General features: G+C 75.1%; 23 protein-coding genes. 14 read left to right on the top strand and 9 right to left on the bottom strand.

The features are described from left to right. Positions 1–40: 40 nt before the first annotated feature. The 5 genes from ACF1BH_RS06635 to ACF1BH_RS06615 form a co-directional block, all read right to left on the bottom strand. Positions 41–514 carry an ATP-binding protein gene (locus ACF1BH_RS06635; protein WP_391641305.1) on the bottom strand — a complete coding sequence of 158 codons (474 nt, stop codon included), beginning with the start codon at positions 512–514 and terminating at the stop codon, positions 41–43. A gap of 121 nt (positions 515–635) precedes the next feature. Then, positions 636–2,759 carry a xanthine dehydrogenase family protein molybdopterin-binding subunit gene (locus ACF1BH_RS06630; RefSeq protein ID WP_391641304.1) on the bottom strand — a complete coding sequence of 708 codons (2,124 nt, stop codon included), beginning with the start codon at positions 2,757–2,759 and terminating at the stop codon, positions 636–638. A gap of 58 nt (positions 2,760–2,817) precedes the next feature. Then, complete coding sequence (locus ACF1BH_RS06625) at positions 2,818–3,807, bottom strand: FAD binding domain-containing protein (RefSeq protein ID WP_391641303.1); 990 nt, start codon at positions 3,805–3,807, stop codon at positions 2,818–2,820. Beyond that, the gene (locus ACF1BH_RS06620; RefSeq protein ID WP_391641302.1) at positions 3,804–4,445 is read right to left on the bottom strand and encodes a 2Fe-2S iron-sulfur cluster-binding protein; all 642 of its coding nucleotides are present in this window, start codon (positions 4,443–4,445) and stop codon (positions 3,804–3,806) included. Before ACF1BH_RS06620 ends, ACF1BH_RS06625 begins: the two co-directional genes overlap by 4 nt. Positions 4,446–4,715: 270 nt before the next feature. Then, complete coding sequence (locus ACF1BH_RS06615; RefSeq protein ID WP_391641301.1) at positions 4,716–5,153, bottom strand: hypothetical protein; 438 nt, start codon at positions 5,151–5,153, stop codon at positions 4,716–4,718. A gap of 217 nt (positions 5,154–5,370) precedes the next feature. Between ACF1BH_RS06615 and ACF1BH_RS06610 the strand changes: the two genes are divergently transcribed. Continuing rightward, the gene (locus ACF1BH_RS06610; RefSeq protein WP_391641300.1) at positions 5,371–6,579 is read left to right on the top strand and encodes a serine hydrolase domain-containing protein; all 1,209 of its coding nucleotides are present in this window, start codon (positions 5,371–5,373) and stop codon (positions 6,577–6,579) included. A 39-nt stretch (positions 6,580–6,618) separates the two neighbouring features. On the opposite strand, the gene ACF1BH_RS06605 is transcribed toward ACF1BH_RS06610, so the two are convergent. Then, entirely contained in the window at positions 6,619–8,190 is a 1,572-nt protein-coding gene (locus ACF1BH_RS06605) for an FMN-binding glutamate synthase family protein (protein WP_391641299.1), read from the bottom strand. Between the two features lie 372 nt (positions 8,191–8,562). Between ACF1BH_RS06605 and ACF1BH_RS06600 the strand changes: the two genes are divergently transcribed. The 4 genes from ACF1BH_RS06600 to ACF1BH_RS06585 all read left to right on the top strand — a co-directional run bounded on the left by ACF1BH_RS06600 (position 8,563) and on the right by ACF1BH_RS06585 (position 11,927). Next, the gene (locus ACF1BH_RS06600) at positions 8,563–9,489 is read left to right on the top strand and encodes an LPXTG cell wall anchor domain-containing protein (protein ID WP_391641298.1); all 927 of its coding nucleotides are present in this window, start codon (positions 8,563–8,565) and stop codon (positions 9,487–9,489) included. 102 nt (positions 9,490–9,591) lie between these two features. Beyond that, positions 9,592–10,182 carry a hypothetical protein gene (locus ACF1BH_RS06595; protein ID WP_391641297.1) on the top strand — a complete coding sequence of 197 codons (591 nt, stop codon included), beginning with the start codon at positions 9,592–9,594 and terminating at the stop codon, positions 10,180–10,182. A 251-nt stretch (positions 10,183–10,433) separates the two neighbouring features. Next, the gene (locus ACF1BH_RS06590) at positions 10,434–10,685 is read left to right on the top strand and encodes a hypothetical protein (protein WP_391641296.1); all 252 of its coding nucleotides are present in this window, start codon (positions 10,434–10,436) and stop codon (positions 10,683–10,685) included. A 222-nt stretch (positions 10,686–10,907) separates the two neighbouring features. Continuing rightward, positions 10,908–11,927: a PP2C family protein-serine/threonine phosphatase gene (locus ACF1BH_RS06585; RefSeq protein ID WP_391641611.1), complete on the top strand. Its 1,020-nt coding sequence runs from the start codon at positions 10,908–10,910 to the stop codon at positions 11,925–11,927. A 3-nt stretch (positions 11,928–11,930) separates the two neighbouring features. Here ACF1BH_RS06585 and ACF1BH_RS06580 read toward each other — a convergent pair whose 3' ends face one another. Then, positions 11,931–13,100: a YihY/virulence factor BrkB family protein gene (locus ACF1BH_RS06580; RefSeq protein WP_391641295.1), complete on the bottom strand. Its 1,170-nt coding sequence runs from the start codon at positions 13,098–13,100 to the stop codon at positions 11,931–11,933. A gap of 63 nt (positions 13,101–13,163) precedes the next feature. Then, a complete protein-coding gene (locus ACF1BH_RS06575; protein WP_391641294.1) occupies positions 13,164–13,586 on the bottom strand; it encodes a hypothetical protein in 423 nt (140 codons plus the stop codon). A 455-nt stretch (positions 13,587–14,041) separates the two neighbouring features. On the opposite strand from ACF1BH_RS06575, the gene ACF1BH_RS06570 reads away from it, so the two are divergent. Further along, entirely contained in the window at positions 14,042–15,322 is a 1,281-nt protein-coding gene (locus ACF1BH_RS06570) for a GAF domain-containing protein (RefSeq protein WP_391641293.1), read from the top strand. 34 nt (positions 15,323–15,356) lie between these two features. On the opposite strand, the gene ACF1BH_RS06565 is transcribed toward ACF1BH_RS06570, so the two are convergent. Continuing rightward, a complete protein-coding gene (locus ACF1BH_RS06565; protein WP_391641292.1) occupies positions 15,357–16,262 on the bottom strand; it encodes a LysR family transcriptional regulator in 906 nt (301 codons plus the stop codon). A 191-nt stretch (positions 16,263–16,453) separates the two neighbouring features. On the opposite strand from ACF1BH_RS06565, the gene ACF1BH_RS06560 reads away from it, so the two are divergent. The 8 genes from ACF1BH_RS06560 to cysC all read left to right on the top strand — a co-directional run bounded on the left by ACF1BH_RS06560 (position 16,454) and on the right by cysC (position 22,016). Beyond that, positions 16,454–16,843 carry a VOC family protein gene (locus ACF1BH_RS06560; protein WP_391641291.1) on the top strand — a complete coding sequence of 130 codons (390 nt, stop codon included), beginning with the start codon at positions 16,454–16,456 and terminating at the stop codon, positions 16,841–16,843. Positions 16,844–17,063: 220 nt separating this feature from the next. Continuing rightward, positions 17,064–17,747, top strand: coding sequence for a class F sortase (locus tag ACF1BH_RS06555; RefSeq protein WP_391641290.1), 684 nt, complete (start codon positions 17,064–17,066; stop codon positions 17,745–17,747). Positions 17,748–17,759: 12 nt separating this feature from the next. Continuing rightward, positions 17,760–18,374 (top strand): GNAT family N-acetyltransferase, encoded by a 615-nt coding sequence (locus ACF1BH_RS06550; RefSeq protein ID WP_391641289.1) that lies wholly within the window; start codon positions 17,760–17,762, stop codon positions 18,372–18,374. 171 nt (positions 18,375–18,545) lie between these two features. Beyond that, positions 18,546–18,629 (top strand): putative leader peptide, encoded by an 84-nt coding sequence (locus ACF1BH_RS06545; RefSeq protein WP_391641610.1) that lies wholly within the window; start codon positions 18,546–18,548, stop codon positions 18,627–18,629. A gap of 219 nt (positions 18,630–18,848) precedes the next feature. After that, a complete protein-coding gene (locus ACF1BH_RS06540; RefSeq protein WP_391641288.1) occupies positions 18,849–20,546 on the top strand; it encodes a nitrite/sulfite reductase in 1,698 nt (565 codons plus the stop codon). After that, positions 20,543–20,746: a hypothetical protein gene (locus tag ACF1BH_RS06535; protein WP_391641287.1), complete on the top strand. Its 204-nt coding sequence runs from the start codon at positions 20,543–20,545 to the stop codon at positions 20,744–20,746. Before ACF1BH_RS06540 ends, ACF1BH_RS06535 begins: the two co-directional genes overlap by 4 nt. Continuing rightward, positions 20,743–21,435, top strand: coding sequence for a phosphoadenylyl-sulfate reductase (locus tag ACF1BH_RS06530; protein ID WP_391641286.1), 693 nt, complete (start codon positions 20,743–20,745; stop codon positions 21,433–21,435). The genes ACF1BH_RS06535 and ACF1BH_RS06530 overlap by 4 nt, the downstream gene beginning before the upstream one ends. A gap of 47 nt (positions 21,436–21,482) precedes the next feature. Next, positions 21,483–22,016, top strand: coding sequence for an adenylyl-sulfate kinase (cysC, locus tag ACF1BH_RS06525; protein ID WP_391641285.1), 534 nt, complete (start codon positions 21,483–21,485; stop codon positions 22,014–22,016). The last annotated feature ends 53 nt before the right edge of the window (positions 22,017–22,069 follow it).

Here is a 22,069-nt window from a genome sequence, read left to right as displayed (position 1 = left end):
CCCCGTGTGCGGTGGCCCGCCGTGCGCGGGGCGCGGCGCCTCAGGCCCGCGCCGGTGCGGGCGCCGCGTCCGGTCCGGGCGCGGCCTCGGGCACGGGGCGCGGCGGTCGCGGCGCGGTCAGGGGCGCCTCGCGGGAAGCGGCGACGCGGCGGGTGAACCACACGACCTTGCCGTCGCCGGTGGGGCAGGTGCCCCAGCTGTCGCCGATCGCGGCGACAGCTGCCAGATCGCCGCCCCGGGCGCTGTCCAGCCGGGCCATCCGCGGGCCGCGGTCGGCGACCGAGACGGTCAGATGGCGGCCGCTCCAGCGGACCTCGACGGTGCACTCCGCCTCCGGGCCGGCGGTCCGCCGGACGTGGGCCAGCAGCTCGACCAGGCCGCGGCAGGCGGCCGGTATCTCCGCCGCCAGCCGCCAGTGGCGCAGATGCGCGGCCACGATGCGCCGGATCTGCGGCACCCGCTCCGCGGTGACCCGCAGCTGGGCGGCGTAGCGACGGGGGGCGGCAGCAGTCATGATCGTGGCTCCTTCACACGGCCCACCCCGGACGGGAACACGGAGGGTGAGCTTTCGTCACTGACGGGTGAAGGTCATCGTCGCCCGCCCGTCCGGCCCCCGCAACCGAAGCGCCGGCCGCTCAGGGCAGATGCGGCAGGACGGCGTCCGGGGTCAGCGGCAGGGTGCGCAGACGGACACCGAGGGCGTGGTGGACGGCGTTGCCGACCGCAGCGGCGGCGCCGACGATGCCGATCTCACCGATGCCCTTGCTGCCCATCGGGTTGAGGTGCGGATCCTCCTCGTCGAGCCAGTGCGCCTCGATCGTGTGGACGTCGGCGCAGACCGGCACGTGGTACGAGGCCAGGTCGCGTTCGGCGAAGCCGCCGGCGACGGGGTCCATGGTGCTGTGTTCGGTGAGCGCCATGCCGATGCCCATCGTCATCCCGCCGATGAACTGCGAGCGCGCGGTGCGGGGGTTGAGGATCCGTCCGGCCGCGAACATGCCGAGCATCCGGCGCACCCGTACCTCGCCGGTGACGGTGTCGACCTGCACCTCGGCGAAGTGTGCGCCGAACGCGTGCCGGGCGTAGGGCGATCCGGCGGCGATCTCCTCCCTGGTGTCCGCCACGACCGCCAACCCCTCCTCGGGCAGCGGCTGTTGACGGTTGTCCAGGTCCTCGCGCAGGGTGCGGCAGGCCTTGTGGACGGCCCAGCCCCAGGAGCTGGTGCCGGAGGAGCCGCCGGCCAGGAAGGCGTCGGGCAGATCGCTGCGGCCGATCTCGACGCGGACCCGCTCCTCCGGGGCGCCGAGCGCCTCGGCGGCGATCTGCCCGAGGACGGTCCGGGCGCCGGTGCCGAGGTCGGTGGCGTTGATCCGGATGCGGAAGCCGCCGTCGGGCGCGGCGAGCGCCTCGGCGGACGAGGGGAAGATCAGCACCGGGTAGGTGGCCGCGGCGACGCCGGTGCCCAGCAGCAGATCGCCCTCGCGCCGTACGCCGGGACGCGGGTCGCGGGGGCGCCAGCCGAAGCGGTCCGCGCCCTCCCGCAGCGCCTGCGCCAGGCCCCGGCTGCTGAAGGGGCGGCCGGTGTCCGGTTCGGCCGCCGGTTCGTTGCGCAGCCGCAGTTCGACGGGGTCGAGGTCGAGGAGGACGGCGAGTTCGTCCATCGCCGACTCCAGGGCGTACATGCCGGGTGCCTCGCCCGGGGCGCGCATCCACGACGGGCTCGGCACGTCCAGCGCCACCACGCGGTGCACGGTGCGGCTGTGCGGCGAGGTGTACATCACCCGGGCGGGGACCGCCGCCTGCTCGACGAACTCCTTGACCGTCGAGGTGTGGGTGACCACCTCGTGCGCCAGGGCGGTGAGCACCCCGTCCGCCCCGGCGCCCAGCCGCACCCGCTGGACGGTCGGCGCCCGGTGGCCCACCACGGCGGGCATCTCCCGCCGTGGCAGGGCGAGCGTGACGGGACGGCCGGTGACCTTCGCGGCCATCGCGGCGAGGACCGCCTGCGGGCGGAGGGTGCCCTTGGAGCCGAAGCCGCCGCCGATGTGTTCGGCGACGACCGTGACGTCCCGGCGGTCCCGCCCGAACAGCGCGGCGAGGTCGTCGCGCGCCTTGGTGGCCCCCTGGGTGGAGTCGTGGACGGTGAGATGGCCGCCGTTCCACCATGCGGTGGAGGCGTGCGGCTCCATGGGGTGGTTGTGCAGCGCGGTCAGGGTGTACGTGGTGTCGACGGTGACCAGTGCACCGGCGTACGCCGCGTCGAAGTCGCCGCGCTCGCGCGCCCCCGGGTGACCGCCGTTGACCTCCTTGGGCAGGTAGCGGTCCGGATGGTCCGCGGTGAGGGTGACGTCGTACTCCTCGGCGTCGTAGGTGACCCGGACGGCCTCGGCGGCGGCGCGGGCGGTTTCGAGACTGTCGGCCACGGCGAGCGCGACGTACCAGCCGCGGTGCGGGACGGCGGGCCCCTGGAGGACGGCGACGGCCGGGTCCTCGGCCTGCTCCAGGTGCGGCGCGTTCTCGTGGGTGAGGACGGCGAGGACCCCGGGCAGGGCGAGGGCGTCGGCGGTGTCGACGGCGGTGATCCGGCCGCGGGCGACGGTGGCGGGCACCGGCCAGGCGTGGGCGCGGTGCGGCGGGGCGTGCTCGGCGGCGTAGCGGGCGGCGCCGGTGACCTTGGCGCGGCCCTCGCGGCGGGCGGTGGCCGCCCCGAGCGGATGGCCGGGCGCCGCCGGGTGAACGGGCTGCGGATCGTGGCTCATGGGCGCGTCCTCACAGGGCGTGGGTACGGGGCGCCGCGCGGCGGGGCGCCCCGGCGGGTCAGCGGTGGCGGGCGGCGAGCCGGCCCAGGACGGAGACGGTCAGCCGCCGGGCCAGCTCCACCTTGAAGCCGTTGTCGCGCAGCGGGCGGGCGGCGGACAGTTCGGCGTCGGCGGCGCGGCCGAAGGAGTCGGCGGTGGCCGGTGCGCCGCGCAGCGCCTCCTCCGCGGCGGTGGCGCGCCAGGGCCGGTGCGCCAGGCCGCCGTAGGCGAGCGCCGCACGGTGCACCACGCCGTCGCGCACCTCCAGCAGCGCGGCGACGGAGACCAGCGCGAAGGCGTACGAGGCGCGGTCGCGGGCCTTGCGGTAGTGCCCGTGGGCCAGCGGCCGCGGCGGGGGCAGCCGCACCGCGGTGATCAGCTCGCCGGGCTCCAGGGTGGTGTCCCGCTCCGGTTGGTCGCCCGGCAGCCGGTGGAAGGCGGTGACCGGGACGGTGCGGTCGCCGTCCGGGCCGGTCACCTCGACGGCGGCGTCCAGCGCGGCGAGGGCGACGGCCAGATCGGAGGGGTGGGTGGCGACGCAGTGCGCGGAGTGCCCGAGGACGGCGAGATCGCGGTGGACGCCCTCGACGGCGGGGCAGCCGCTGCCCGGCTGCCGCTTGTTGCACGGCGCGGAGACGTCCTGGAAGTAGAGGCAGCGGGTGCGCTGGAGGAGGTTGCCGCCGGTGGTCGCTGCGTTGCGCAGCTGCCCCGAGGCGCCGGCCAGCAGCGCCTGGGAGAGCACCGGGTAACGCTCGCGGACGGCGGGCGCGGCGGCGAGGTCGCTGTTGCGGACGGTCGCGCCGATGCGCAGCCCGCCCTCGGGCAGCTCCTCGATCCGGTCCAGCGGCAGCCGCCCGACGTCGATGAGCAGATCGGGGCCGCACACCCCGAGCTTCATCAGGTCGACGAGGTTGGTGCCGCCACCGAGGAACGCGGCCCCGGGGTGCGCGGCCCGGGCGCCCACCGCCTCCTCGACGGTGGCCGGGCGCAGATAGGCGAAGGGTTTCACGACGCCTCCCCGGCTGCGTGCACGGAGACGGCGCCCAGGCCGTGGACGGTGTGCGGGACGGGCGGGGCGGCCGGGTGCGCGGTGGCGTCGCCGATCGCCTCGACGATGCGCGGATAGGCGCCGCACCGGCAGAGGTTGCCGCTCATCCGCTCCCGGATCTCCTCGGCGGTCAGCTCCACCGGGGCGCCCGGCGGCGCGGGGTCCGGTGTGACGTGGGAGGGATGCCCGTCGGCCGCCTCCTGGAGCATCCCGGCCGCCGAACAGAGCTGGCCGGGTGTGCAGTAGCCGCACTGGAACGCGTCCCGCTCGACGAAGGCGACCTGGAGCGGGTGCAGCCCCTCGGCGTCGGCGAGCCCCTCGACGGTGGTCAGGGCGCTGCCGTCCAGCGTGACGGCGAGCAGCAGACAGCTGTTGGCGCGCCAGCCGTCGACGAGGACGGTGCAGGCGCCGCACTGCCCGTGGTCGCAGCCCTTCTTCGTGCCGGTCAGCCCGAGGTGGTTGCGGAGCGCGTCCAGGGCGGTGGTGCGGTGGTCGAGGGTCAGCCGGTGCGGTACGCCGTTGACGTGCAGGGTGACCGTGGAGCGGGTGGCTCCGGGCGGCGGTCCCGCGGCGTCGGGAGGGGGTGCGGTGGACTCCACGCGCTCGCCTTTCGGGCTGGGCCGGGCGCCGCGGTACGCGGGCGCACGCGGCGGGTGGGGTGCGGTTGCGGGACGGTTCGGCGGGGCCGCGCGGCCGACGGACGGACCGGCGCTGCCGCCCCGCACCGGGCCGGACGCCCGTGCCCGGGCCGGGCCGCGTCCGCCCCTGGCGGTGCTCTCTGCCTATCAGGCGCGGTGGCCGCCCGCGCGTCGGCGCGGCCGTGCGGCGGGCGGCCTCGCCCGGCCGGTCCGGTGCCGTCCAGGTGACGGTCAGCGGTTCTCCAGCTGGAGCTGGACCTCCTGTTCCTGGTCGCCGGCGACGGTGCCGGTGACCCGTACGGCGAAGGCGGGGCGGAGGCTGTCCCGCAGCCGGGCGACCGCCCAGTAGCCGCCCTGGAGGCTGATGGAGACGGGCGCGGTCAGCCGCCTGGGGCCGGGCTCCGCCAGCAGCTCCGTGACGTCGAACGTCGAGGTCCACACGGTGGGGTGCGGACCGGCGACGGCGCACGGCACGTCGTCCGGCGCCCGGTCGCACGCGAAGGAGGTGCGCAGCGCGCTGAAGACGGCGTGCGCGTCCTCCGTCGGGCAGTCGGTGACCTCGACGACGACCTCGGCCTCCGGGTGGTACGCCGCCGGCCGCGGCGGGCGCTCACCGCCCTTCACCGGGCCCGGCTGCCCGGGCTGGTTCGCCTGCTGCGCGCTGTTCACGGCGGGCCTTCCTCTCGACGGGTGGGGCGACACCTTCCAGACTCGCCCGCGCGCCGGTCACATGCGACCGGAGCCGCCCGGCCCGCGCCGCGGACGGGTTCATTCCGCGGCGCCCCGGGGACACCTGCTACGGACGGGCGGCCCGCCGGGCACGGCACGGCGGGCCGCCCGCACGGCGCCCTCGCCCGCACCGCCCGCACCCCGCCCGGGAGGAACCATGCTCCGGCCCCCGCTCGACGGCTCCTGCGCGCCGGGCTTCGAGGGCGTCCGCACCGCCTTCGAGCGGAACTTCACCATCCACGGCGACCTCGGCGCGGCCGTCGCCGTGCTGCGGGACGGCGTCCCGGTCGTCGACCTGTGGGGCGGGTACGCGGACGCCGCCCGCACCCGCCGCTGGGAGCGGGACACCCTGGTCAACGTCTACTCCACCTCGAAGGGGATGACCGCGCTCTGCGCCCATCTCCTGGTGGACCGCGGCGAGTTGGACCTCGACGCGCCGGTGGCGCGGTACTGGCCGGAGTTCGCCCGGGGCGGCAAGGGCGGCCTGCCGGTCCGCTGGCTGCTGAGCCACCGCGCCGGACTGATCGCCCCGCGCACCCCGCTGCCGCTGCCAGCCGCGTACGACCACGACCGGGTGTGCGCGGCGCTCGCCGCGACGGAGCCGTGGTGGGAGCCGGGCACCGCCCAGGGCTACCACGCGGTGACGTTCGGCTATCTGGTCGCCGAGGTGGTCCGCCGGATCACCGGCCGCACGGCCGGGGCGTTCCTCCGTACGGAGATCGCCGAACCGCTGGGCGCCCGGGTCTTCCTCGGCACCCCGCCGGCCGAGCACCCGTCCTGCGCCGACATGGCCGGCATGCTCGACGCACGGCTCCTCGCCGAACGCCACCCCGGCGTCCCCCGCCCGCCCCTGGCCTCGCTCGACGCCCACCCGCTGGCCGCGACGGCCCTGAGCCTGCTCTCCGTCCCCACCGGCGACGTCAACAGCCCCGCCTACCGCAGCGCGGAGATCCCTGCGGGCAACGTCCACGCCTCCGCCCACGGCCTGGCCACGGTCTACGCCGCGCTGGGCGGCGGCGCCCTCGTCGCCCCCGGCACCCTGGCCGCCCTGCGCCGCCCCCAGGGCCGTCCCGGCGAACCGGATCTCGCGATGGGCCCCCTGGCGCCGCCCGGCACCGACATCCGCTGGGGCCTCGGCTACCTCCTCAACACCCAGGGCCGCGCGGGCCCCAACCCCCACGCCTTCGGCCACGGCGGCGCCGGTGGCTCCTACGCCTTCGCCGACCCGGAGAACCGCCTCGCCTACGCGTACGTGATGAACCGCTACGGAGGCGGCACCACCGGGGACGACCCGCGCCATGCGGGGCTGGTCGCGGCGGTCTACGAGGCGGTGGGGCGGGCGGCGGGGGCGCCGTTCCCGCGCTGAAGGCGGCAGCGCCGGGACCGCGGCGCCGCCCGCGCCCGGTCACCTCCGGAAGCTGTCCGGGTCCGCCGCCTCCCAGTCCCGGCGCCACGCGGACGGCGGCGCGGTCAGCAGCTGGCCGGGTTCGAGCCAGGTGTACAGCTCCCCGTACGACAGGACGGTGCGCGGGTCCAGCCGGCGGCGCAGCTGGTGCGGGGCGAGTTCGCCGGGGCTCCGGACGCCCATGGAGGCCATGATCTGCAGGGCGCTGCGCACCGTGGCCTCCTGGTAGCGGCGGACCCGCGCGGACTTGTCGGCCACGTCGAGCGCCCGGGTGCGCAGCGGGTCCTGGGTGGTGACCCCGACCGGGCAGGTGTTGGTGTGGCAGCGCTGGGCCTGGATGCACCCGAGGGCGAACATCATGGCCCGGGCCGCGTTGGTGTAGTCGGCGCCCTGGAGCAACCGTTTGACGAGGTCGGCGCCGGTGGCGACCTTGCCGCTCGCGCCGATCCTGACGCGGTCGCGCAGCCCGGTGCCGACCAGGGCGTTGTGGACGGTGATCAGCCCTTCGGTGAGCGGGGTTCCCAGATTGTCGGCGAATTCCAGCGGGGCCGCGCCGGTTCCGCCCTCGGCGCCGTCCACGACGACGAAGTCGGGGGTGATGTCCTCCTCCCGCATGGCCTTGCAGACCGCGAGGAATTCCCGCCGGGAGCCGACGCAGAGCTTGAACCCGGTGGGTTTGCCGTCCGCCAGCTCCCGCATCCGGGCGAGGAAGCGGACGAGTTCGCGGGGTGTGCCGAAGACCTGGTGGTAGGGCGGCGAGACGACGGTGCGGCCTTCGGGGACCCCGCGCACCCGGGCGATCTCGGCGTTCACCTTGCCGCCGGGCAGCACCCCGCCGAAACCGGGCTTGGCGCCCTGCGACAGTTTCAGCGACACGCATTTCACCTGGTCGTGCGCCGCCTTTTCGGCGAACTCCCGCTCATCGAAACCGCCTTGCGGGGTGCGGCAGCCGAAATAGCCGGTGCCGATCTCCCAGACCAGGTCACCGCCGTACCGCAGATGGTGTTCCGACAGCCCGCCCTCGCCGGTGTCATGCGCGAACCCGCCCTGTGCGGCGCCCCGGTTGAGCGCGAGGACCGCGTTGGCGGAGAGCGAGCCGAAACTCATCGCGGAGACGTTGAGGAGCGCCATGTCGTAGGGGCGGGTGCAGTCCGGTCCGCCGATCCGCACCACCGGCTTCTCCCGCGGTACGGGCTTCGGGGCCATCGACGGGACGAGGAATTCGTATCCGGCGAGGTAGACATCCCGTTCGGTGCCGAACGCCTCCTCTGCCTCGGTGCCTTTGGCGCGCTGGTAGACGATGCTGCGGACCTCGCGGTCGAAGGGACGGCCGTCGTAGTCCCGCTCGATGAAGTACTGCTGCATTTCCGGGCGGATGTACTCCAGCAGATAGCGCAGATGCCCCAGCAGCGGATAGTTGCGCAGCACCGAGTGCCTGCGCTGCACGAGGTCCCCCGCCCCGAGCAGCACGAGCGGCACCAGCAGTCCGGCCGGCACCCACCACCAGGGCGAGACGACCAGCGCCAGCGCCCCGCACACCAGCGCGGCCAGCACGGTCAGGACAACGCTCATCAGTCTGGACACCCGCCGAGTTAACCGCGTTCCGGGCACCGGACCGTGCAACGCCGCTCGGACAAGGCGCAGTCACATGATCCGCACGCCTGGGCCCGTGGCTCTCCCCGCCGCGGATGACGGCCCCGCGGAAGCCTCCGAGCTGGGGAAAGCCGCGTCCGGCGGGGTTGCGCCGGACCACACGTCCCCCAGCCGTGACAGGAAGCCGGGAACCGATTGCCGGTGCGAGTGGTCATATACAGGGCGCAGGTGCTCACAAGTGCGCATGTCTCCATACGCACTCCCCCGCACCATGAGTCGTGCACGACCTGAACATGACACATGTCAACCTGTGCTGCTCCTGCGGCACTTGGGACACGAAAGGTCTGCCGGATGAAGATCCGCCGCGCCCTGACGGCCGCCGCAGCGGCCGCCGTCTTAGCGCCCGCCACCGTACTGGCCGCACCCGCCGCCGCGTTCGCGGCCGAGCAGGTGTCCGGCACCGCCCCCCGCACGCCCGCCGCCCCCGGCGCCGGGACCGCCGGCGGCTCCGACGACGCGGGCCGGTCCTGCGCCTTCGAGTCCGACCAGTTACGGACGGCCGTCAAGGGGCTGCCGCACGAGCTGGCCGCGGGCGGCGCCTGGAGCACGTTCTCCCTGACGCTCACCAACACCACCGCCAAGCCCCTGACGAAGGTGCTGCCCTTCCTGCACCTGTCCTCCTCCGAGGCGGTCGACCGGCCGTACTGGGAGCTGGACACCGAGTACCACGACGCCAGGACGGGGAAGTGGAAGACCTTCCACGACGCCTCGCCCGAGGACCTGTTCGGCTTCTTCACGATCAAGCCGGGCAGCACCCTCACCCTCGAACTGCGCACCCGCGCGGTCAAGAACGCCAAGCCCGGCGCCGGCTACGCGCTCGCCGCCGGCGACTACCGCAACGACGACGGCTCCTGCGGTTCGGCCAAGGAAGCCTGGTACGACTTCACCCTCCTGCCCGCGGGCACGAAGCCGACCCGGCCCCCGTCCTCCGGGCCGGGCACACCGGGCGGCACGTCCGGACCCGGCCACGGCGCCACCTCCGGCGGCGGCACGGGCGGCGGCTCCGGTTCCTCCGGCGGCGGCACGGGCGGCGGCTCGGGTTCCTCCGGCGGCCCCGGCCCGCAGGGCGGCGGGCACCTCGCCACGACCGGCTCCGCCTCCGCGCTCCCGGTCGCCCTCGCCGGCGGCGCCGCACTGGCCGTCGGCGCGGGTGCGGTCGTCGCGGTACGCCGCCGGAAGGGCGCGGCCGGTCCGGGCGCCGCGGACGTCAGCGCGTAGCCACCCCGCCCCGAGCACCTGACCACCCGGGGATCCACGGGGCGCAGCGCCCGCGCCGGACGCGCACGCCCCGGGGTCCGAAGAACCAGGAATGAGATCTCCATGCACCTGCGCCGCACCCTGTCGGCCTCGGCCGCGACGGCCGCCCTGCTCCCGCTGACGCTGGCCGCCGCGCCCGCCTCCCAGGCGGCCCCCGCCGGGAAACTCCCGAGCTGCTCCGACGTCGGGAAGCCGCACGAAGAGCTCTTCGTGACCCGCACGTTCGGCGTCCCCCACACCGTCGCCCCCGGTGGCCCGTGGGCGACCTACACCGCCACGATCACCAACGTCTCGACGAAGGAACTGAAGCCGTTCCAGCTCACCGGCAGTGTGGGCAGCTACGTCTACAACGAGGGCGAGCGCGACCTGAGCCCGTACGCCGACCTCCAGTACCGGGACACCGCGCAGAGCGCCTGGAAGACGCTGCGGAACGCCGACGGCGACGCGGTCGGAGCCGTCCCCGGCCCGAAGACGCTGAAGCCCCGCGAGTCCGTCCATGTGCAACTGCGGTTCCGGCTGCACAAGGACCTGCCCCTGGACCAGACGTACGACGCGCACACCGGCCTCACCGGCACCTTCGTCGACCACTACAACGACACGGACTGCGCCGAGACCGGCGACGCCTTCGGCTCCTTCTCCCCCACCGAGGGCTGACCGGAGGCCGACATCCGAGCGGAGGGCCGCCGCCGTCAGGCCCGGCGGCGACGGCCCTCCGGGGTCGCCGCACCCGGCAGCACGCTCCCGCCCCCGCCCACGGGCCGCTACGCGCGGGAGTGATCCTCCGGCATTTACCCTCACCGCCCCCACCGCGCCATAATGGGTGGATAAGGCACAGGGTGCCTGGTATGCCACTCGATGAGGTCCCGCCGTTCGGACCGCGGGGCCGCGGAAGGATGTGGGTGGACATGGACCGCGAGGCCGAGACCGTTCACGAGGCGTATTCGTTCGTCTGTCTGCACTGCGGGCACGGATGGGAAGAGCGCTACGAGATCCGGCACACCACCGACCTCTCCGGCCGGCGCCGCGCCGTGTACTACTCCGGAGGGGCCCGCGTCCCCTCACCGCTGTCCCGGACCGAGTGCCCCGCGTGCAATCTCGGTCCCCTCCGCATCCTGCGTCCCGGGCGGGTGGAGTCGGCCCGGATGTTCCTGCCCTGACCCGCGGTCGGGGGCGGGCACCGCCACTGCGATTCGGTAACGGGGGGCATTCGAGGTAATTCGCCCGCCGACCAGTGCTTATGCTCAGCTCCGGTGGGGTGGGCCGGGCCGGGCCCGACGCCGCCCGTCCCATCCCTCGAACCGCCGGAGCACCCGTTGGCCGTGGACCACCCGAAGCCACCCCTGAGCGCCCGCGTGCTCGCCGCGCTCCCCTACGGCGTGATGGCCGTGGTCACCGCGGTCGATGTGACCGCCGGGCCCGGGGTCGGGTTCCTTCCCCTCGTCTCGCTGGGGCCGGCCTTCGCCGGTCTGGTCGGCGGCTGGCGCCGTACCGCCGTGGTCGGCTCGGCCGCGTTCCTGCTCTGCCTGGGACTGGGGATCTACGACGGGCTTTTCGAGGGGCGCCGGGGGCTGCCCGCGCTGCTGTCGGTGGCCGGGGTGACGGTCGCCGGTGTGGTGGCCGCGGTGATGCGCCAGCGGCGCGAGGCGGAGCTGGCGAACGTCCGCTCCATCGCGGAGGTCGCCCAGCGGGTCCTGCTGCGGCCGGTCCCGCGCGGCGCCGGCCCGCTGCGGATCGCCGTCTCGTACACCTCGGCGGTGGCCGAGGCGCGGATCGGCGGCGATCTGTACGAGGTCGTGACCTCCCCCGGCGGCGTACGGATCATCGTCGGCGACGTCCAGGGCAAGGGCCTGGAGGCGGTGGAGAGCGCCGCGGTGGTGCTGGGCGCGTTCCGGGAGGCGGCGCACGACGAGACCGATCTGACGGCGGTCGGCGCGCGGCTGGAGCGGGCGCTCGGCCGCCATCTGGGCGGCGAACGGTTCGTGACGGCGGTGCTCGCGGAGATCGGCGACGGGCCGTCCGCGACGCTGCTGAACTTCGGCCATCCGGCGCCGCTGGTGGTGCGCGCCGGGGGCGGGGTGGACTTCGCCGCGCCGCCCGAGCGCGCACTGCCGCTGGGCCTGGCGGCGTACGGCGACGAGGACGGCCCGAAGCCGCACACGGTGCCGTTCGCCGCCGGGGACCAGCTGCTCTTCTACACCGACGGGGTCACCGAGGCGCGGGACGGCGGGGGCCGGTTCTACCCGCTCGACGCGCGCGCGAGGCTGCTGAGGGACGAGGATCCCGAGGCGGCGCTGCGGGCGGTCCGGGAGGACGTCGTCGCGCACGCCGAGGGGCCGCTCCACGACGACGCGGCGATGCTGCTGGTCCGCTACCGGGAGGCGCCCGGCGAGGACCGCTGACGGTCAGCGGCGGCGCGGGTGGCGGTGGCGGCGGCGCGGCAGCCGGCCGCGGATCTCCTCGGGCGGCAGGAAGCGCGCCCACCGCTCGGGGTACTCGGCGGGCGGCAGCGGCTCGTCCGCGTCGTCCGCCCCGTCGTCATCATCGTCATCGTCAACGTCGTCGCCCTCGGCGGCGTGGTCCCCGTGGGCGGTCTCCTGGGCCGCGGCCGCGGCCGCCTCCGCCACCCGGCGTTCCTTCTCCGCGCGGGCCGCGGCCGTGGCCACCGAGGGCCAGACGCGGTCGATGGCGGCGTTCATCGCGGCGCCGACGAGGACCGCGAACGCCGAGACGCCGATCCACAGCAGCACCGCGACCGGCGCCGCCAGCGAACCGTAGATCGTCGGGCCCTCGACCGTCGCGGTGAGGTATATCCGCAGCAGGAAGCTGCCCAGCACCCACATCGCGAGGGCCACCACCGCGCCCGGGATGTCCTCCTGCCAGGGCGAGCGGACCGGCACCGACACGTGGTAGAGCGTGGTGAGGAAGGCCACCGACAGCAGCAGGACGACCGGCCAGTACAGCGCCCGGATGACGTCGGCGCTCGCCGGGAGCCAGTGCACCAGGGTGTCCGGGCCCACCACCATCAGCGGCAGCGCGACGACGCCGACGAGCAGCGCGGCGAGGTAGAGCACGAACGCCAGCAGCCGGGTCCGGACGATGCCGCGGCGGCCGTCCAGCCCGTACATGATCGTGATGGTGTCGACGAAGACGTTCACGGCGCGCGAGCCGGACCACAGGGCGAGGGCGAAGCCGAGGGAGATGACGTCCGGGCGGCGGCCGGTGAAGATGTCGTCGAGCAGCGGCCGGGCGATCTCGTTGACGCCCTGTGCGGAGAGGACGGCGGAGGAGGCGTGGAGGATCTGCTCGCGGATGCCGTCGATGGTGTCCCGGCCGATCCACGGCTCCGTGTAGCCGAGCAGACCGATGAGGCCGAGGAGCAGCGGGGGCAGCGACAGCAGGCAGAAGAAGGCCGCCTCGGCGGCGAGTCCGGTGACCCGGTACGTCATGCAGCTGTGGACGACGTCCTTGAGGAGCAGCCAGCCGAGCCGCCGTTTGGAGACATTGCGGTACAGGACCCTGGCCCTGGTCAGACGGCCCTCGGGCCGCTCGGTCGGTTCGCTCTCCGGCTGCACCCGCCCACCGTATCCGGGCGGCGCACGCGCCGCGGCGGAGCCCTGGCGGCTCCCGGCACGGCCTCAGGGCCGGGCGCCGGGCGGTGTGCCGCGGCGTTCGCGCAGCGCCGCCTCGATGACCACGTACAACTCCTCGTCCGGGACGTCGGGCCGGAAGCCGACGAGGACGCCCCGGGCCTCGTAGTAGCGGATCGCCCGGTGGGCGGCGCCGGCGCCGCCGGCCACCGTGCGCAGATGCACCATCAGATCGGCGCAGGCCAGCGCCGGGGGCGGGCCGCCCGCCGCGGTGAAGCGGGCGAGCAGGCCGGGCGCCGCGTCGACGACGTAACCGGTGGACGGCGGGTGCGGCGCCGCCGGGATGTCGGCGGCGGCGCGGCGCGGGACGCGGTAGTGCGCGGCCAGCCGGTCGGCGCGCGCCGCGCGCAGCGGTCCGTCGGCGCCGAGCACCACGACGCGCGGAGCCGCGGCGTTGCCGGCCACGTTCATGGCGCTCTCCCTCCCGCACCGGCGGGTGTGCCCCCACCGCGCCGGTACCCGGCGCGGCTCTTTCCGTTCCGCGGTCCTCCCGCCGCTGCGGTGGCACTCCGGGCAACGGTGCCCGGTGCGGTGGTGTTCCCGTACGGCAACGCCTCGCCGCCCGGAGTGGCGTGACGTTTCAGCAACGGTCCCGCACCCGCCGCACCGTGCCGTCGCGCCGGCCGTTCCCCGGTGTCCGGCCTCCCGCACGGGCACGGGGAGTGGGCGGCCGGCCGGAACCGCGGGGGACGGTGCCCCGCCGGCTGCCGGGAACACGTTCCCCGGGAACATCGGAGGTCACAATGGTTGCGCTCCGTTGCACCGGTCGGTGCAATGGGCTCTCCCGTTACGGCCTGCTCCGCAGGCCGTCAGCCGTCCGGCGGCACCACGGCCCGGACGGGAGGCCCGGCACGACGGAGAGTTGCGTGAGCGAGAGAACGACCGACGGCGACGTGGGCGCCCATGACACCCGCGCCACCGCGCGCCGCCTCGCCGCGCTCCGGGAGGCGACGCTCTCCGGCGACGGCACCGAGGCGCCGCGGGCCGTCATCGACGCGTCCTGGCGCCGGGTCCGCGGCTGCGGGGTCGACCCGGACCGCGACCGGCGCGAACGCCCGCTGAACGTCGCCGAGTTGGAGCACCGCAAGGCCACCTCGCCGCTCTCCGCGGTGCTGCCGGTGCTGCACGAGACGCTGCTGCCCGCCGCGGACGCCGCGCAGCAGATCATGGTCGTCACCGACGCCGACGGGCTGGTCCTGTGGCTGGAGGGGAGCGCGCCGGTCCGGCGGATGGCCGACCGGCACGGCTTCGACAAGGGCGCGGACTGGACGGAGCCGGTCGTCGGCACCAACGCCATCGGCACCGCGCTGGTGGCCCGGCGCCCCGTCCTGGTGCACAGCGCGGAGCACTTCGTCCGCTCGCACCACCAGTGGACGTGTGCCGCCGCGCCGCTGCACGATCCGCGCGACGGGCGGCTGCTGGGCACCGTCGACGTCAGCGGGCCGGCGCACGGGTTCCATCCGGCGACGCTCGCGCTGGTGTCGGCGGTGGCGAAGCTGGCCGAGGGGGAGCTGCGGGAGCGTCACCACGCGTCGGTGGAGCGGCTGCGGTCCTCGGCGGCGCCGGTACTGGCGCGGATCGGCGGGCAGGCGCTGGCCGTCGATCCGGACGGCTGGGTCGCGGGGGCGGTGGGGCTGGCGCCGCCGGACCGGGTGGCGCTGCCGAAGGCGCCGGAGCCGGGGCCGCTGTGGCTGCCGCGGCACGGCCTGTGCGCGCTGGAGCCGTTGCCGGGCGGCTGGCTGATCCGCATCGGCGGGGAGCGCACGCCGCAGCCGCGCCGGGCGCTGCTCGACCTCGCCGAACCCGGGCGCGCCGCGCTCACGGTCAGCGGTCCGGCGGGCAGTTGGACGCACGAGCTGAGCCCCCGCCACGCCGAGCTGCTGTTCCTGCTGGCCACCCACCCCGAGGGGCGGACCGCCGCGGAGCTGGCCCGGGACCTCTTCGGCGACGGCGGCCGCGCGGTCACCGTGCGCGCGGAACTCTCCCGCCTCCGCCGCCACCTCGCCGGGCTGCTGGCCCACCGCCCGTACCGCTTCGCCGACGGCATCGTCCCGGAGCTGCGGATGCCCCCGGATCCAGGTCAGTTGCTGCCGCACTCGGTGGCGCCGGGGGTGCGGGCGGCCCGGGGGGAGTCGCGGGACGCCTGACGGAACGGGCTCCGGCCGCCCCGGTATCCGGCCGTCAGGAATCCTCCGGGCCCGGCCCCGGGGCGGGCGGGGTGCCGGCGCCCAGCAGGGTGAGGAAGGCGGAGGCGGCGGGCGACGGCGGGAACCGGCTCCAGACGAGGCGTTCCACCCGTACCGGCCCGTCGGTGACCGGTACGGTCCGCAGACCGTGGAGTTCGGCGGCGAACGTCGCGGGCAACAGGGCGATGCCCAGTCCGTGGCGGATCATGGGGGCCATGAGTTCGACCCCGGACACCTCGAAGGCGACCTCACGCCGCAGGCCGAGCGCCGCGAACGCCCGGTCCGACTGGGCGCGGGCGGCGCTGCCGTCGGCGAAGTCCACGAAGGTCTCCTCGGCGAGGAGGCGGATGTCCACCGTGTCGCGCGGGGCCAGCGGGTGGTCCGGGGCGACGACCGCGACGTGCCGCGTCCGGGCGAGTTCCCGGTCGTGGACGCCCTGCGGCAGGAATCCGGGCCGGACGCCGAGGAGTGCCGCGTCCAGATGGCCGTCACGCACCCGCTCGACGAGCTGCTCGCTGGAGCCGGCCCGCAGGCTGATCCGTACCCGGGGGTGGCGCAGGCGGTAGTCCCGCAGCACCGCCGGGAGATCCACGGACGCCACGGCGGGGATCGATCCCACGGTCAGCGCGCCCCGTATCTCGCCGGTGACCGCCGCCACGTCCGCACGGGCCCGCTCGGCCGCCTCCAGAGCCCGGCGGGCGGCGGGCAGGAACGCCTCGCCGGCGGCGGTCAGCCGCACCCGGCGGCTGGTCCGCTCGAACAGCCGGGCCCCCAGTTCCCGCTCCAACCGGGCCACTTGGTGGCTGAGCGCGGACTGGACGACATGGCACCGCTCGGCGGCGCGGGTGAAGCCCCCGGTCTCCGCCACCGCGACGACGTAACGCATCTGCTGCAGGTCCATCGATCCATGATCGAACACGATGGATACCGATGACCAGCATGTGTTGGACCGATGGATGCCTGGTCGCCGATGCTGAGGACAACGGCGGCCCCCGGCGGACCACGGCGTTCGGCCTCCGGCCCGGACCGGGGGTCCGGGACCGCCGCCCCCCCCCTGCCGGCGCCCGGCGCCACGACCCCGCGGAGACAGCTATGCGCGTGATCGCTTTCGACCATCTCGTCCTCAACGTCGCCGACATCGAGCGCTCGCTCGGCTTCTACACCGGCCCGCTGGGGCTGGAGCCGGTGCGGGTGGCGGAGTGGCGGGCCGGCACGGCGCCCTTCCCTTCCGTGCGGGTGAGTCCGACCACGATCATCGACCTCGTCGAGGCGTCCGAAGAGAGCCCGCAGGGCTCCAACGTCGACCACATCTGCCTGGTGGTCGAGCCGCTCGACTGGCAGCAGGTCATCGACTCCGGCGTCTTCACCGTGCTGGACGGCCCCGGCGAGCGCTACGGCGCCCGGGGCACCGCCGCCTCCGTCTACGTGCGGGACCCGGACGGCAACACCGTCGAACTGCGCTGGTACCCGCAGGACGCCTGAGTCCGCCCGGGGCGGCCCGTCGGCCGTCCCCCCGGGACCCTGCCTGAAGGAGGCACGGGCCGGCGCGCGGGCAGCCGCCTGAAGACCCCGGCGCGCCCGGGGTGTCGCGCACCGCCCTCCCGGCCGCCTCCCCCGTTCGCCCTGTCCCGATCGCCCGTCGCGCCTCGCGTGCCTACGGTGCCGGGAGCGGAGGCGCGCGGCGGGTGGCGGAGGGAGTGCGATGAGCCTGATGGCGGGGTGGCCGGAGCGGCGCCCGGAGCCGGCGGCCCGGCGGCAGCGGCCCTGGGGTGCGCTGGCGCTGCTCGCGCTGACGGGGATCTTCCTGATCCGCACGGGGCTGCCGGACCGGCCGGGCGGCCCGCCACGGCCCGGCCCCACCCACGCCGCGCCCGCCGGCCCCGCACCGGCCGCGGCGCCGTTGCCGCGCTCCGTCCCCGACCGGGTGGTGATCCCGGCGCTCCAGGTGTCCGCCCCGGTGATCGCCCGCGGGCTGGACGCACACGGCGCGATCGAGGCGCCGCCGTCCGCCGACACCCGGGTCACCGGCTGGTACCGGGACGCCCCGACGCCCGGCGAACGCGGCACCGCCGTCCTCGTCGGGCACGTCGACAGCTACACCGGCCCGGCGGTCTTCTACGGTCTGGGCGGGCTGAAGCGGGGCGCCACCGTCGAGGTGCGGCGCCGCGACGGCCGCCGCGCGGTCTTCGCCGTCTACGCCGTGCGGACCTTCGCCAAGGACCGTTTCCCCGCCGAGCAGGTCTACGGTGCGACGGGCCGCCCCGAGCTGCGGCTGCTGACCTGCGGCGGCAGCTACCACGCGGGCTCCGGGTACGCCGGCAACGTCGTCGTCTTCGCCCGGCTCGTCGCGCCCCGGGGCGGGCATCCGGCGGCGGGGGCGCCGTGATTGGCTGCCGCCATGAGCAGCCTCACCGTCACCACCTGGTACCTCGAACAGACCGCGCCGGGCGATCTGGCGCCCGCCGCCGAGCCGCCCGCCGCGCAGGGCGTCCGTATCGTCCGGGCCGAGCGCCCGCTGCCGGAGTTCAGCCGGTTCCTCTACTCCGCCGTCGGCGGCGACATCCTGTGGACCGACCGGCTGGGGTGGTCGTACGCGCGGTGGGCGGAGTATCTGTCGCAGTCGGGCGTGGAGACCTGGGTGGCGTACGTGCACGGGACCCCGGCGGGCTTCATCGAGCTGGACGGCAGGTCCGACGGCGTCACCGAGATCGCCTACTTCGGTCTGATACCGGCTTTCCGCGGGCAGGGCGTCGGCGGCCATCTGCTGTCGTCCGGCACCGCGCGGGCGTGGGATCTGGGCGCGCGGTACGAGGGGCGGCCGCCGACGCGGCGGGTGTGGGTCCACACCTGCAGCAAGGACGGGCGCCATGCGCTGCGCAACTACGAGCGGCGGGGTTTCCGGCTGTACGACACCACCGTCGAGCAGGAGGCAGTGACCGGGACGCCGGGGCCGTGGCCGGGCGCCGGGGACACCGCGCTGCCGGCCTGGGAGGGTGCGCCCCGCCCGGTGTGACGGGGGTGCCGCGTACCGGGGCGCGCCGCTGTCCGCGTGCCCCGGTACGGCGGCTCCGTAGGGCACGATGAGCGCGTGACCAAGACCACAGCATCTCGCGATCCGGGACTATGCTGTCCAGATTTCGGACGATGGTGGACTGCCGCAAGAACGGCGTGCCACGCTGCGGTCATGTCTCGAACAGGAATTGCGTTGGTGAGCCGACTCCACGTCGACCTCGGCCGCCTGTCCAGCGCGATCTGTCCGGTGCGCTGACGCTGCATCGGCCAGGGGCCACCGCCCCGGCAGCACCGCCGGCACCACCGCACTTCCCCGCACCCGCCGTCCCCGTCGTCGCGGACGCTCCGAGACCCTTTCCCCTCCCCCTTTCACGACGCGCCGCCGCGCGCCGCTCCACCGCGTGTCCGCGCAGGTCACCGCGGGTTTTCCCGCGCCCTCCCGCCTCCCTTGAGCCGCCCCGAAGGACGTACACCCATGGCCGCCACCCCGGAACGCCCCGCAGCTGCCACGACCCGCCGCAAGGCCGGACGCCACCGCGGCGAGGGTCAGTGGGCCGCCGGTCACTTCACCCCGCTCAACGGCAACGAACAGTTCAAGAAGGACGACGACGGTCTCAATGTGCGGACACGCATTGAGACGATCTACGCCCAGCGCGGTTTCGACTCCATCGACCCCAACGACCTGCGCGGGCGGATGCGTTGGTGGGGCCTCTACACCCAGCGCCGCCCCGGGATCGACGGCGGCAAGACCGCGGTGCTGGAGCCGGAGGAACTGGACGACGAGTTCTTCATGCTGCGGGTACGCATCGACGGCGGTCGGCTGACCACCGATCAGCTGCGGGTGATCGGCGAGATCTCCCAGGAGTTCGCGCGCGGCACCGCCGACATCACCGACCGGCAGAACGTCCAGTTCCACTGGATCCGTATCGAGGACGTCCCGGAGATCTGGCGCCGCCTGGAGGGCGTGGGCCTGTCCACCACCGAGGCGTGCGGGGACACCCCGCGCGCCATCCTCGGCTCACCGGTCGCCGGGATCGCCGAGGACGAGATCATCGACGGCACGCCGGTCATCGAGGAGATCCACCGCCGGATCGTCGGCAACCCCGAATTCTCCAACCTGCCGCGGAAGTTCAAGACCGCGGTCTCCGGCTCCCCGCTGCTGGACGTCGCCCACGAGATCAACGACATCTCGCTGGTCGGCGTCGTCCACCCGGAGCTGGGCCCCGGCTTCGACGTCTGGGTCGGCGGCGGGCTCTCCACCAACCCCAAGCTCGGCGTGCGGCTCGGCGCCTGGGTCTCCGCCGAGGAGGCGGCCGAGGTCCACGAAGGCGTCATCTCGATCTTCCGCGACCACGGCTACCGCCGGCTGCGCACCCGCGCCCGCCTGAAGTTCCTCGTCGCCGACTGGGGCCCGGAGAAGTTCCGCCAGGTCCTGGAGGACGACTACCTGGGCCGCAAGCTGCACGACGGCCCGGCCCCCGCCGAGCCCGCGCAGCGCTGGCGCGACCACGTCGGGGTGCACCGCCAGAAGGACGGCAGGTTCTACGTCGGCTTCGCCCCGCGCGTCGGCCGGGTGGACGGCGCCACCCTCACCAAGATCGCCGAGGTGGCCGTGGCCCACGGCTCGGGCCGGGTGCGCACCACCGCCGAGCAGAAGATGCTCGTCCTCGACGTCACCGAGGACCGCGTCGACTCGCTCGTCGCCGGGCTGGAGGCGCTGGACCTGCGGGTCACCCCGTCGCCGTTCCGCCGTGGCACGATGGCCTGCACCGGCATCGAGTTCTGCAAGCTCGCCATCGTCGAGACCAAGGGCCGCGGCGCGTCGCTCATCGACGAACTGGAGCGCCGCCTGCCGGACTTCGACGAGCCGGTCACCATCAACCTCAACGGCTGCCCCAACGCCTGCGCCCGCATCCAGGTCGCGGACATCGGTCTCAAGGGCCAGCTGATGCTGGACGGCAACGGCGAGCAGGTCGAGGGCTACCAGGTGCACCTGGGCGGCGCGCTGGGCCTTTCGGCGGGCTTCGGCCGCAAGGTGCGCGGGCTGAAGGTCACCGCCGCCGAACTCCCCGACTACATCGAGCGGCTGCTCACCGCCTTCACCGAGCAGCGCACCGAGGGCGAGCGGTTCGCCCAGTGGGTGGGCCGCGCGGAAGAAGGTGCGCTGAAGTGAGCGAACGCGCCGCGCCGTTCCACTGCCCGTACTGCGGTGACGAGGACCTGCGCCCCTCCGAGACGCCCTCGGAACGGGGCACCGGTGCCGCCTGGGAGTGCCGCGCCTGCAACCGCGCCTTCCGGCTGAAGTTCCTCGGCCTGCTCACACAGGGCCTCGCCCCGTCCCCGTCCGACGGCTCCGCCGGAGGTGCCCCGTGACCACCGCGTCCGAACTCCCGCAGCTCGCCGAGCGCGCGGGCCGCGAACTGGAGGAGGCCGATCCGCTCGACATCCTCCGGTGGGCGGCCGACACCTTCGGGCCGCGCTTCTGCGTCACCTCCTCGATGGAGGACGCGGTCGTCGCCCACCTCGCCTCGCGCGTCGCGCCCGGCGTGGACGTCGTCTTCCTCGACACCGGCTACCACTTCCCCGAAACCCTCGGCACCCGCGACGCCGTCGCCGCGGTGATGGACGTCACCGTCCTCACGCTGACGCCCCGGCAGTCGGTGGCCGAGCAGGACGCCGAGTACGGCCCGAAGCTGCACGACCGCGACCCGGACCTGTGCTGCGCCCTGCGGAAGGTCAAGCCGCTGGAGGAGGGGCTGGCCGGGTACGACGCCTGGGCGACCGGGCTGCGCCGCGACGAGTCGCCGACCCGCGCCCACACCCCCGTCGTCGGCTGGGACGCCCGCCGCGGCAAGGTGAAGATCTCGCCGATCGCCCGCTGGACGCAGGCGGACGTCGATGCGTACGTCGCCGAGCACGGCGTGCTCACCAACCCGCTGCTCCAGGACGGCTACGCCTCCGTCGGCTGCGCCCCGTGCACCCGACGGATCCGCGCCGGTGAGGACGCGCGGGCCGGGCGCTGGGCCGGCAGCAACAAGACCGAGTGCGGACTGCACGGATGACACACCGACCACCTGCGTTTGCCGCAGCGGAAGTTGAGGAGATACCCATGACCGGCGCCACCGTGTGGCTGACGGGCCTGCCGAGCGCCGGCAAGACCACCCTCGCCCGTGCCCTCGCCGACCGGCTGCGCGCCGAGGGCCGCCGTGTCGAGGTCCTCGACGGCGACGAGATCCGCACCTTCCTCTCCGCCGGACTCGGCTTCAGCCGCGCCGACCGCGACACCAACGTCCGGCGCATCGGCTTCGTCGCCGAACTCCTCGCCCGCAACGGCGTCACCACGCTGGTACCGGTCATCGCCCCGTACGCCGACTCCCGCGCGGCGGTCCGCGAACGCCACCGGGCCGAGGGCACCCCGTATCTGGAGGTGCATGTCGCCACGCCCGTCGAGGTCTGCTCCGAGCGGGACGTCAAGGGGCTCTACGCCAAGCAGGCGGCCGGTGAGATCTCCGGACTGACCGGCGTCGACGACCCGTACGAGCAGCCCGAGGCGCCCGATCTGCGGATCGCCTCGCACACCCAGACCGTGCCGGAGTCCGCGGCGGCGCTGCACGCCCTGCTCACCGAACGGGGCCTGGCGTGAGCGCCCCCGAACCCGCCGCGGCGGCGCCGCCCCGGGCCGGGGCGCGCGGCGAA

The organism is Streptomyces sp. NPDC014733 (genome assembly GCF_043083385.1).
Classification (GTDB): domain Bacteria; phylum Actinomycetota; class Actinomycetes; order Streptomycetales; family Streptomycetaceae; genus Streptomyces.
Note: the sequence above shows the minus strand (reverse complement) of the source record. Positions and strands in the feature narration are given on the sequence as shown.

Coding starts and splice junctions, on each gene's coding strand:
- ACF1BH_RS06565 (WP_391641292.1), bottom strand. CDS start 16,262: ATGGACCTGCAGCAGATGCGTTACGTCGTCGCGGTGGCGGAGACCGGG.
- ACF1BH_RS06590 (WP_391641296.1), top strand. CDS start 10,434: ATGGACCGCGAGGCCGAGACCGTTCACGAGGCGTATTCGTTCGTCTGT.
- ACF1BH_RS06610 (WP_391641300.1), top strand. CDS start 5,371: ATGCTCCGGCCCCCGCTCGACGGCTCCTGCGCGCCGGGCTTCGAGGGC.
- ACF1BH_RS06540 (WP_391641288.1), top strand. CDS start 18,849: ATGGCCGCCACCCCGGAACGCCCCGCAGCTGCCACGACCCGCCGCAAG.
- ACF1BH_RS06585 (WP_391641611.1), top strand. CDS start 10,908: ATGGCCGTGGTCACCGCGGTCGATGTGACCGCCGGGCCCGGGGTCGGG.
- ACF1BH_RS06545 (WP_391641610.1), top strand. CDS start 18,546: ATGTCTCGAACAGGAATTGCGTTGGTGAGCCGACTCCACGTCGACCTC.
- ACF1BH_RS06600 (WP_391641298.1), top strand. CDS start 8,563: ATGAAGATCCGCCGCGCCCTGACGGCCGCCGCAGCGGCCGCCGTCTTA.
- ACF1BH_RS06630 (WP_391641304.1), bottom strand. CDS start 2,759: ATGAGCCACGATCCGCAGCCCGTTCACCCGGCGGCGCCCGGCCATCCG.
- ACF1BH_RS06595 (WP_391641297.1), top strand. CDS start 9,592: ATGCACCTGCGCCGCACCCTGTCGGCCTCGGCCGCGACGGCCGCCCTG.
- ACF1BH_RS06605 (WP_391641299.1), bottom strand. CDS start 8,190: ATGAGCGTTGTCCTGACCGTGCTGGCCGCGCTGGTGTGCGGGGCGCTG.
- ACF1BH_RS06550 (WP_391641289.1), top strand. CDS start 17,760: ATGAGCAGCCTCACCGTCACCACCTGGTACCTCGAACAGACCGCGCCG.
- ACF1BH_RS06635 (WP_391641305.1), bottom strand. CDS start 514: ATGACTGCTGCCGCCCCCCGTCGCTACGCCGCCCAGCTGCGGGTCACC.
- ACF1BH_RS06575 (WP_391641294.1), bottom strand. CDS start 13,586: ATGAACGTGGCCGGCAACGCCGCGGCTCCGCGCGTCGTGGTGCTCGGC.
- ACF1BH_RS06555 (WP_391641290.1), top strand. CDS start 17,064: ATGAGCCTGATGGCGGGGTGGCCGGAGCGGCGCCCGGAGCCGGCGGCC.
- ACF1BH_RS06560 (WP_391641291.1), top strand. CDS start 16,454: ATGCGCGTGATCGCTTTCGACCATCTCGTCCTCAACGTCGCCGACATC.
- cysC (WP_391641285.1), top strand. CDS start 21,483: ATGACCGGCGCCACCGTGTGGCTGACGGGCCTGCCGAGCGCCGGCAAG.